Source organism: Stenotrophomonas sp. SrG, assembly GCF_050031795.1.
GTDB lineage: Bacteria > Pseudomonadota > Gammaproteobacteria > Xanthomonadales > Xanthomonadaceae > Stenotrophomonas > Stenotrophomonas rhizophila_A.
This window is the reverse complement of the sequence record NZ_JBNBBE010000113.1, coordinates 1-297: the sequence shown is the minus strand read 5'-3', so window position 1 is coordinate 297 and position 297 is coordinate 1. Positions and strand designations below refer to the sequence as shown.

The following is a 297-nucleotide window of genomic DNA, read 5'->3' as shown; positions in this document are numbered from 1 at the left end:
GGGGCCCGCCCGGAACCGCGCATCATCGCCACTGACCCGGAAGGCGCGGCGCTGCTGGGCGGCGCGGAGTGGCAGCCGCACAAGATCCAGGGCTGGACCCCGGACTTCGTGCCGGACGTGCTCAACCGCGAGGTCTACGCCGAACTGCTGAGCATCGACGACGCCCGCGCGATTGAAACGTCGCGCCGGCTGGCGGCCGAGGAAGGCCTCTTCGTCGGCATCTCGGCCGGTGCCCCGGTGGCCAGCGCGCTGGCTGTGGCGGCCAAGGCTGAGCCCGGCAGCGTGCTGCTGGCGATG

At 73.1% G+C, this 297-nt stretch carries 1 protein-coding gene; it reads left to right on the top strand.

All coding sequences use genetic code 11. From position 1 onward, the window contains the following. Positions 1 to 297 (top strand): pyridoxal-phosphate dependent enzyme (locus tag ACQG3P_RS19190; RefSeq protein ID WP_426805927.1); only part of this gene is annotated, 297 nt, incomplete at both ends.